Origin of the sequence: Amycolatopsis sp. NPDC059657 (assembly GCF_042734395.1) — a bacterium.
GTDB lineage: Bacteria > Actinomycetota > Actinomycetes > Mycobacteriales > Pseudonocardiaceae > Amycolatopsis.
Genome location: NZ_JBHWEB010000206.1, coordinates 1 through 9,680, shown reverse-complemented (window position 1 = coordinate 9,680; position 9,680 = coordinate 1). Strand labels below are relative to the sequence as shown.

Here is a 9,680-nt window from a genome sequence, read left to right as displayed (position 1 = left end):
GGGGGTTTTTTTTTTTTATATACCCCCCCGCGTTGCGGCGGGGGTGTGGGTGGGGGGCTCTGGTGGGGCGCCCCCCCCCCCCAAAACACCCCCCCACCACAGCCAGCGTTCCCCAACGAAGTCGTGATGTCAGGCCTAGCTTTGCTAGACCGGCGCGGGGGCGGAGGTGAGGAGCTTTTAGGAACTTGAACGACCTAAAATCACCTCACGCCTCACTGACCGACAGGCTCGGGGCCTCAGGCGCTGCGCCACAGCTGCAGCTAACGGAGCAGAGTTACCACTCGCCCATGCTGACGACCCCGATCGGCTGGGGTGTGTGGGTTTTGGGGCGTTAGACGACGCGAAACCCACACACCAAGCCCCGGCGAGGTCGCCCAGCACCTGACGCCTTTGCGCTTCCGCCCAATGGAACCGCTCGCAACGCTCACGACCCCGGGGCGCTTCTACTACGCACAGCAACCTTGCGGCTGCTTGGATTCGTCGGCCTCAGGCTGGCAACAGGTGGCCGGGGTGGCGAGCGCGGCACTGTCCTCGCCGAACGTCGCCGAGTCAGCCTTGACCGTGTAGACCTCCCACGGCTCCTGGCCGGGACCGTGCACCCAGACCTTGTCCTGCACGGCATAGCAACACGTCGTGTTGTCCTCGGTCAGCGTGTCCAGGCCTTCCCCAGTGAGACGACTGCTGGCCGCGCTGACCTGGTCGGTCGATTCGACCTCGACGCCAAGGTGGTCCATCACGGTGGCCTGCCCCGGCTCGCCTTCGAGAAGCACCAGCTTCAACGGCGGCTCCGCGATGGCGAAGTTGGCGTAGCCGGGCCGCAGCTTCGCGGGCGAGGTGTTGAACAGCTTCGAGTAGAAGTCGATCGAACCTTCGAGGTCGCCGACGCGGAGGGCGAGCTGGACGCGGGACATGAGCGGTCTCCCTTGAATAGATGTTCATCTAAGTAAGACCTAGATTGCCCCCTAAATAGAAGTCTGTCAAGATAGACGTATGTCGAAGCAACTGCCGCTGGCGGCGATGGACGCCTGCTGCTCCCCACTGGCCCGCGAACCACTGTCGGAACCGCAGGCCGTCGAGCTGGCGAGGGTGTTCAAGGCCATCTCCGACCCGATCCGGCTGCGGCTGCTTTCGCTGATCGCGTCCCATGAGGGCGGCGAGGCGTGCGTGTGCGATCTGACCGACGCGTTCGAGGTCACCGGTCCGACCATCTCGCACCATCTCAAGGTGCTGCGCGAGTCCGGGCTGATCGACGGCGAACGGCGCGGGACCTGGGTCTACTACCGAGTCCACCCCGAAGTACTCGCACGCCTTTCCGCCGTGCTGGTCCCCGGGGTGTCAGCGTGAGCGTCACCGAGGAACCCGCCGTGACGGGCGTCGTCGGGAAACTCTCGACGCTGGATCGGTTCCTGCCGGTCTGGATCGGCGCCGCAATGGTCGTCGGCCTGCTCGGCGGCCGCGTCGTTCCCGGGCTGAACACCGTGCTGAACGCGGTTTCGATCGACGGGATCTCGCTGCCGATCGCGCTTGGGCTACTGATCATGATGTACCCGGTGCTGGCGAAGGTCCGCTACGACCGGCTCGACACGGTCACTCGCGACAAACGCCTGTTGTGGACGTCGCTGGCGCTGAACTGGATCGTCGGCCCGGCGTTGATGTTCGCGCTCGCTTGGCTGCTGCTGCCGGATCTGCCCGAGTACCGCACCGGGCTGATCATCGTCGGGCTCGCGCGGTGCATCGCGATGGTCATCATCTGGAACGACCTCGCCTGCGGGGACCGCGAGGCCGCCGCCGTGCTCGTGGCGCTCAACTCGGTGTTCCAGGTGCTCATGTTCGGCGTGCTCGGCTGGTTCTACCTCTCCGTCCTGCCCGGCTGGCTCGGCTTGCCGCAGGCCGACCTCGCCGTCTCCGGCTGGCAGATCGCGAAAAGTACCCTGATCTTCCTCGGAATCCCTTTGCTGGCGGGCTATCTGACCCGCCGATTCGGAGAGAAGGCCAAGGGACGCGACTGGTACGAGGCGAAGTTCCTGCCGAAGATCGGCCCGGCCGCGCTCTATGGACTGCTGTTCACCATCGTGATTCTCTTTGCGCTGCAAGGAGAACAGATCACGAGCAGGCCCATGGACGTGGTACGGATCGCGCTGCCGCTGCTGGCCTACTTCGCGATCATGTGGGCGGGTGCCTACCTGCTCGGCAAGACCGCCGGGCTCGGGTACGCACGCGCCACCACGCTCGCCTTCACCGCCGCCGGCAACAACTTCGAGCTCGCCATCGCCGTCGCGATCGCCACCTTCGGCGCCACCAGCGGCCAGGCGCTCGCCGGGGTGGTCGGCCCGCTCATCGAGGTCCCCGTGCTCGTCGCGCTCGTCTATGTCTCACTCGCACTGCGAACCCGGAGTTCCCATGATTCCTGAGGTCCTGTTCGTCTGCGTCCACAACGCGGGCCGCTCCCAGATGGCCGCCGCCTTGCTGCACCACCACGCCCAAGGCCGCGTCCATGTCCGCTCCGCCGGGTCCGCGCCGGCCGGCTCCATCAACCCGGCCGTCGTCACGGTCATGGCCGAACTCGGCATCGACGTCTCCCGCGAACTCCCCAAACGCCTCACCACCGACGCGGTCGAAGCCTCCGACGTCGTCATCACCATGGGCTGCGGCGACACCTGCCCGGTCTTCCCCGGCAAGCGCTACCTCGACTGGCAACTCGACGACCCCGCCGGGCAGGGTGTCGACGCCGTGCGCGCCATCCGCGATGACATCGACCTGCGTGTTCAGTCGCTTCTCGCCGAGCTATCGTCTATCGTCGATAAACGATAGAAGGAGGCCGAGGTGCTGGATCGAGAGTCCGCGCAGACCTACGCAGGCTGGTTCCGCGCCTTGGCGGACCCGACGCGCGTGCAGATCCTGAACCTGCTCGCCGCCGGGGCGCCCCTGACCGTCGGGCAGCTCGTCGACCAGGTGGCGGTCGGGCAGTCGACGGTCTCGGCGCACCTGAAGGTCCTCACCGAAGCCCGGTTCGTGCTCGCCGAATCGCGCGGCACCGCCCGGTTCTACCAGGTCAATCAGCGTTGCGTGGCCGGCCTCGCGGCCGCGGCCGACGTTGTCATGGCCGGACCGCGCCCCGCGGTCCCCGCCGGCTCGGCCATCCGGATCGTCCCGGCGACCGAGGACCACGCCGACGCGATTCTCGCGATCTATCAAGCCGGGCTCGACACCGGTGAGGCCAGCTTCGAAACCACCGCACCCGACTGGGCCACCTGGGACGCCACCCGCATGCGTTCGCATCGGTTCGTCGCGCTCGACGACACCGATCGCGTGCTCGGCTGGATCGCCGTCACCCCGGTGTCCTCCCGGTGTGTTTACGCAGGCGTTGTGGAACACAGCGTCTACGTCGATCCGGGCGCGCACGGGCGCGGCGTCGGCATCGCGCTGCTGAACCGGCTCATCGCCTCGACCGAGGCGGACGGGATCTGGACCATCCAAAGTGGAATCTTCCCGGAGAACACCGCCAGCCTGGCACTGCACCGGCGCGCCGGGTTCCGGGAAGTCGGCATCCGCGAGCGAGTCGGCGCCCATCATGGGCGCTGGCGTGACGTCGTCCTCGTCGAACGCCGAAGCCAGCGCTAAGACCGGAGTCCGCGGTTGACCTTCTCGACGGTATCGAAACGGCGAGGGCGTCGAGAATCTCTCGTTCGCGGTACGGCCTGCGGTGGTGACCGGGGAACTCGCCCGTACCAAACTCGCCGAGCTGACCGCGCGTGAACGCGACGTCGCCGCCCACATCGGACAGGGACTCAGCAACGGCGAGATCGCGAAAGCGCTGCTGCTGAGCGAGTCGACCGTCAAAGTCCATATTGGACACATCATGGCCAAGCCCGGGGCCGCGAACCGGACCCAGGTGGCGATTCTGGCGCACGACGGTGGCCTGGCTTAGTGACGAACGGCCGCCACGGCACCGGCGGTTCACCCGGCAGCGCCGGCACAGCCTCCATGTCATGGTTCGCACCAGGCTCTGCCGCAACGGCGTACTCGAGGCCGAGGACTTCCCCGTCGCCGACGTCTCCCGACGACCGGGGTCGCCGCGTTCGTCACCGCACACCCTGGGGATTCTGGATCGCCACCAGCGTGATCCTGCTGCTCTCGGCAAGCCTCTACGTGATGTTCAAACGTCGCGACCGGCTATAGCCTCCTGGGCGGACCGGATCGCCGTGTCGAGAATGTCGACGACGCGCCCGGCATCCTCCGTCGTGTGATCGGCCATGGCCTGCAGCCGGAAACGCGCCTGGTTCGACGCGACCGCGGGCGGCTCCGCGAGATTGGTGATCAGCCCGTGCTCACCGACCAGCCGCCACGCCAGCCGCGCCGTCGGCGTCGATCCGATCAGCACCGGTATCACCGGGCAGACGACGTTACCCATGCAATACAACCCACGCCCGGCAAGACCTTCCCGGATCCGCTCGGCCATCCTCCGCACCGACACCCGGCGGCGCTCACCTTCCGCCGACCGGATGATGCGCAAAGCCTCCAGCGCCACCGCGAGCTGCACCGGCGTCAACGCACTGGAAAATGTCTGCGGGCCTCCATAAAGCCGGACATGCTCGAACACCGACGCCGACCTGGTCACCAAAAACCCGCCGGTCGTGGCGAAAGACTTGGAAAACGCTCCGACCACGAGGTCGACCTCGCCGAGAACCCCCTGCGCCCCCAGCTGCCCGAGACCGTCCGGACCGGTGGCACCGAAATCGTGCGCGACGTCGACCATGACCACCGCGTCGAACTCACGGCAGATGCCGATCAGCTCCCGAAGATCCGCGGCATCGGAGTCCATCGAGAAAATACCCTCGGTCACCACGAGAATCGCGTTCTTCGCGTCGCCGCCGCGGATCTCCCGCAGCTTAGCCCGTAAAGAGTCATTGTCGAGATGCTCGAAATAGCTGACGTTCCGTGTCCCGGCCGCGGCACCGTGCCGCAGGGAATTGTGTGCGAGTTTGTCGAGCACCACATGGTCATACTTGCTGATCATCGACTGGATGGTGCCGTAGCCGGCGGCCCAGCCGGTCGGGAACAGCAGACCATGTTCGAAACCGAGCATGGTCGCGAGCCCCTCCGCCAGTTCCGTGCCCAGCGGGTTACCACCATTGAGCCCCAGCGCGCCCGCGGCGATGGGCCCGAAGTCCCGCAGCGCCTTCCCCGCCGCCTCGTGAACCCGCGGATGCGTACTCAGCGACAAATAGTCCTGACAGCCGAAGTTGAGTCCCTCGGTGATCCGTCCATCCTCGGTGACCGCGACAGCATGCGGCCTCAACGATGTCCGGAAGCTGCGAAAGTACGGCCAGACGCCATGCTCGGCACGCTCCCGCTGCCAACGCAACATCGGGGCGTCACGGCCAAGCAAGTCGATCCCGCGCATCCTCGCGAACCGATTCGAATCGACCTCAAGCGCGGAATCGCCCGCGCGGACAGCCGAAGTGTCCACCGGAAAACGGTCCGCAACCACTTCTTCAGCTACGCCGGACGCGGGCAATGCCGACGGGATGACCGCCATATGACTCACACCTTTGAAGTATTATTTCTCCTGTACGTGCCCCAGTTTCACCAGGAACCACAACTTTCCACAAGAAGTTTCAGCGCTAGGAAAACGTAATCAATTTCCAACACCTCGGAAGCGTCGAGAATGTCCGACTCTTTCAGTAAAACGCGGACTCTTACGCCATCGTTTCAGACAAGCGCGGATTGCGGCTGTGCGCCGCCACGTAAGACCTGCTCTCAGTGACGAACGGCCGCCCCATCGGGCGGGAACCGGCGGCGATCGGGCGGAATGCCGGCCGTGCCGGGTCAGTACCGGCACCGGGTGGGTGATTCTCCGAAGGTCCCTTCGGCAGTGAGGAGAAATCCATGAAGAAGGCCAGCGCTCGCAAGACCGGCCCGGCCGCGGTCACGAGCAGCACCGCGATGTACACCTTCCCGTTCAGCCGCTGACCGGCGCAGTGCACGTCCGTGAAGGCCGTCGCGGCCTTCACGGACTCCGGCGAAAGGCGATGACCGTGACGCTCCTGCGCGATCTAGTTCCCCGCATCCACCGCGAACATCCTGACTTGACGGCGAAACACCGCCACGCGATCCTGGCCCTTACGCCGGACCTCGCGGATCTCGTCGGCCCGGTCCCCGTGACGCTGACCGCGGGTGCGCTGTGGGAAGAACGGACGAGATTCCAGGACGGTATCGGCCGCCGCGCCGCACACGGCGTCGCCGAACTGCTCGCGGCCTATGCGGAACGCACCGGTCCCGTCACCCTCACCATCGACCCGGCGGACAGTGAACTGCGGGCGATCCTGCAGCGGCGCGCGAAATCGGTCACTATCCACTATGGACCATCAGCCGCGCCGGAGGAGCCGACCGTGGACGCCGTCGGTGACCGCATCGAGCGTGGTGACTTCGCGGCCGCCGCCACGCTCGCCGAGAGAGCCACCCCGGACTCCTCGCACGACTACCGCCGGATCCGGATGCTGCACGCGTTCAGTGTGCGCAAGACGAATCCGGTTCTCGCCGAGGAAATCCTGCTGGAGCTTCAGGAGAACGCGGCGGATCCGAATGTCCTGCTCGGCACGCATTACTCGCTGGCGATGCTGTACGCGACGTTCCACGAACCCGGCCGCCGCGACCTCCGCCACGCCGAGGCGCTCGTACGCAAAGCCGTGAAGCTGGCGGACGAACTGGGCGAGGCTTTCCCGCGTTCGTTCCAGCGCAACGCACTCGCGCTCCTCATGCTGCGGATGGGCCGTCCCGAAGACGCGCTGGAGCTGACCTCCGAGGCCATCCGGATCCTCGAAGCCGAACTCCCCGACAGCGCCAGGGAGCATCGCGCCGTGGTGTACCTCAACCGTGCCCGCGTGCTCCAGACGCTCGGCCGCCTCGACGAGGCGTGGCAGGGCTTCACCGCCGCCATCGCCCACGACCCGTATTTCCCCGAGTACCACTACTACCGCGCCGGATGCGCGCGGCAGCGTGGCGACGACGAAGTCGCGGTCGCGGGCTACGAGCAAGCTATGGCGCTGAGCGCACCTTGGCCCGAGCCGTACTACAGTCGTGGCGACATCCGCGCGGCGCGTGGTGACATCGAAGGCGCTCTCGCGGACTTCGGGTACGTACTCGAACTCGATCCGGATCACCTCGACGCCCTTGTCAACCGGGCAGCGCTGCTGGTCGAGACCGGCGGACACGAGGCCGCGGCGGCCGACGTCGAACACGGCCTCGCACTCGATCCTGGGAACGCACATCTGCTGTGCACCAAGGGTTTACTGGCGGACAACGATCCCGCGGCGGCACGCGAACTGTTCGCCGAGGCTCTCGAGCGTGATCCGTCGCTGACTCCGGCGTTGGTCAACACCGCGATCCTGGACTACGACGAGGGTGACTTCGCGGCCGCCATCGAAAAGCTCACCCAGGCGATCGAGCGAACGCCGGAAGACAGTGCGCTCTGGTTCAACCGCGGCGTGGCGCTGGAGGCGGCGGGGCACCGCGAGAAAGCGGCCGAGAACTATCGGCGAGCGCTCGAACTACCCAGCGCGGACCGTGCCGAACTGCTCGACAAACTCGACGCACTCGCGATGGGCACTACGATCGCCTGACGATCACGTACCTTTGTGACAGTGGCCGGGAATACGCCGCCGGTTCGTCACGACGGGGAGGGTACGTGAACCTGAGCAGGCACGCGATGAGAGTCGCCGATCAGGAGTCGGTGAAGCTGCTGGCCCAGGCGTTTCCGAAGCTTGATTCGCTGCGCCGCAGGGTTCTCACCGCGATGCTCGCACGCACCACGGGCAACTGGCATCTGCTGGCGCACCGGCGCATGCCGGACGAGGCCAAGGCCGACGCGTTCGTCATCGGCCCGACCGGCGTGTTCGCCGTGATGATCGCCGAAACCGCGCCAGACGATGCCTCGTTCCAGTCCGTGATGCGCCATGCCGAAGAACGCTGCGCCGGTATCCGCGACTATCGCGGGCAAGTTCTCCACGGCACGTCGATTCATTTCGTGCTCGTCGTGCCAGGCACGGGAAACGGACGCGGGCCGCGCGGCACCGGTCCATATTGGACGCTCGCGGAATCCGAGCTGCGCAAGCTCTTCCAGCGCGACGCGGTGCATCTCACCCGGCGCCAGGTCGACATCATCGCCAAGCAGGCGGGCGAACGGCTCGCCGAATACCTTCCGATGAAGATCGGCATGGCCAAGCCCGACAGGGACACGGCAGGGTTGCTCGCCGCGGAAGACCTCACGGCGGACCAGATCAGCGCCGCGCAGCTGCGGCCGTTCGACGCCTGGCTCACGTTCCTGCATCCTCAGCAGCAGGCCATCGTTTCGCGTCACTACAACGGACCGGCCAGGATCAGCGGCCCGGCGGGCACCGGCAAGACCGTGGTCGCGCTGCATCGGCTCCGGCACCTGGCCAGGCGATCCACCGGGCCGTTGCTGTTCACGACGTTCGTGCGCACCCTGCCCGCCGTGAACGAGGCGTCGTTCCGCAGGCTGGCGCCGGAAGTCGCCGACCGGGTCGAGTTCGTCCACCTGCATGCCTGGCTGCGGCGGCTGCTCGAGAACCGCGGCAAGAGCGTGAAGGTCCACTCGGCGCAGGTCACGACGGCTTTCAGCAAGGCATGGTCGGCACACCGCGAACTACTCGAGCCGCTTGAACGGTCCTCGGAATACTGGCGCACCGAAATCGATCGCGTCATCAAAGGCCGAGGCATCACGACGCTGGACGACTACGTCAAAGCTCCACGGAAAGGCCGGGTACTGCGGCTCGGCACCAACCAGAAGGAACTGGTCTGGCGTTTCTTCGAGACCTACCAAGACAAACTGGCCGAGAAGAACCTGCACGACTACAACGACATGATCAGCATCGCGCTCGACGAACTCACCGCGCGCCCGCTGCCCGAGCGCTACGCGGCCGTAGTGGTGGACGAGGTCCAGGACATCACACTGCTGGGCCTGCGGCTGCTCAGCCAGCTCGCGGGCGACGGCCCGAATCGCCTGTTGCTGGTCGGCGATGGCCAGCAACAGGTCTATCCGGGCGGCTGGCGGCTCTCCGACGCCGGTATTCCCATCCAAGGCCGCGGCGAAGTGCTGCGCGTGAACTACCGCAACCGCACCGAGGTGCTCTCGTTCGCCCAGCGGTTCGACGCGACGAACCAGGTCGACGACCTCGACGGCGATCAAGGCGTCGCTCTGCTCGACGCCGAGTCGGCGAACTCCGGCGGCGAGACCCGTGCCTGGCGCGGTTCCGCCGATGACCTTCGTACCGAACTTCTCGCTCGGCTCAAGGGGCTTTCCGTCCCGCTCGGGCAGACGGCGCTGATCGTGTTCCACCGCCGTGCGCTCGTTCAGTGCACGAAGCTGTTGCGTGAAGCCGGGATTCCGTGGCTGCCGCTCGACGAGTACACGGGCGAATCCGACGACAAGCTGAAGGTCGGCACTGTGCACCGGGCCAAGGGGCTCGACTTCCAAGCCGTCTTCGTCGTCCAGTTCCCGCATCGCGAACCGATCGGGAAGGCCGCGGAGGAAGAGTCGGCCGAACTACGCGGCCGTCAGTCACTGGTCGCGGCCACCCGCGCCCGCGATTTCCTGTGGTGGGGCATCGTCACGGACAGCGGGTCGTGAGTGGTACGGCCGGTTAGAACCGGCCGAACCA

The 9,680-nt window shown here is 66.4% G+C and carries 10 protein-coding genes; 7 read left to right on the top strand and 3 right to left on the bottom strand.

The annotated features are described in order from the left end of the window. Positions 1-446 precede the first annotated feature (446 nt). On the bottom strand, positions 447-911 hold the full coding sequence (locus ACFV15_RS46705; protein WP_378359783.1) for an ArsI/CadI family heavy metal resistance metalloenzyme: 465 nt from the start codon (positions 909-911) through the stop codon (positions 447-449). A gap of 79 nt (positions 912-990) precedes the next feature. Between ACFV15_RS46705 and ACFV15_RS46700 the strand changes: the two genes are divergently transcribed. From ACFV15_RS46700 to ACFV15_RS46680, 5 genes are all read left to right on the top strand, one after another. Beyond that, positions 991-1,344 (top strand): ArsR/SmtB family transcription factor, encoded by a 354-nt coding sequence (locus ACFV15_RS46700; protein ID WP_378359781.1) that lies wholly within the window; start codon positions 991-993, stop codon positions 1,342-1,344. Further along, complete coding sequence (arsB, locus tag ACFV15_RS46695; RefSeq protein ID WP_378359776.1) at positions 1,341-2,411, top strand: ACR3 family arsenite efflux transporter; 1,071 nt, start codon at positions 1,341-1,343, stop codon at positions 2,409-2,411. Before ACFV15_RS46700 ends, arsB begins: the two co-directional genes overlap by 4 nt. Then, complete coding sequence (locus tag ACFV15_RS46690; RefSeq protein WP_378359774.1) at positions 2,401-2,811, top strand: arsenate reductase ArsC; 411 nt, start codon at positions 2,401-2,403, stop codon at positions 2,809-2,811. Before arsB ends, ACFV15_RS46690 begins: the two co-directional genes overlap by 11 nt. Positions 2,812-2,823: 12 nt before the next feature. Next, entirely contained in the window at positions 2,824-3,621 is a 798-nt protein-coding gene (locus ACFV15_RS46685; protein WP_378359773.1) for a helix-turn-helix domain-containing GNAT family N-acetyltransferase, read from the top strand. A gap of 85 nt (positions 3,622-3,706) precedes the next feature. Continuing rightward, entirely contained in the window at positions 3,707-3,928 is a 222-nt protein-coding gene (locus ACFV15_RS46680; protein WP_378359771.1) for a response regulator transcription factor, read from the top strand. Positions 3,929-4,156: 228 nt separating this feature from the next. On the opposite strand, the gene ACFV15_RS46675 is transcribed toward ACFV15_RS46680, so the two are convergent. Both ACFV15_RS46675 and ACFV15_RS46670 read right to left on the bottom strand, forming a co-directional pair. Next, entirely contained in the window at positions 4,157-5,539 is a 1,383-nt protein-coding gene (locus ACFV15_RS46675; RefSeq protein WP_378359770.1) for an aminotransferase class I/II-fold pyridoxal phosphate-dependent enzyme, read from the bottom strand. A gap of 160 nt (positions 5,540-5,699) precedes the next feature. Then, the gene (locus tag ACFV15_RS46670) at positions 5,700-6,014 is read right to left on the bottom strand and encodes a hypothetical protein (protein ID WP_378359768.1); all 315 of its coding nucleotides are present in this window, start codon (positions 6,012-6,014) and stop codon (positions 5,700-5,702) included. An 18-nt stretch (positions 6,015-6,032) separates the two neighbouring features. Here ACFV15_RS46670 and ACFV15_RS46665 point away from each other — a divergent pair, with 18 nt between their 5' ends. Both ACFV15_RS46665 and ACFV15_RS46660 read left to right on the top strand, forming a co-directional pair. Continuing rightward, positions 6,033-7,622: a tetratricopeptide repeat protein gene (locus tag ACFV15_RS46665; protein WP_378359766.1), complete on the top strand. Its 1,590-nt coding sequence runs from the start codon at positions 6,033-6,035 to the stop codon at positions 7,620-7,622. Between the two features lie 86 nt (positions 7,623-7,708). Continuing rightward, on the top strand, positions 7,709-9,649 hold the full coding sequence (locus tag ACFV15_RS46660; RefSeq protein ID WP_378359764.1) for a UvrD-helicase domain-containing protein: 1,941 nt from the start codon (positions 7,709-7,711) through the stop codon (positions 9,647-9,649). Positions 9,650-9,680 lie beyond the last annotated feature (31 nt).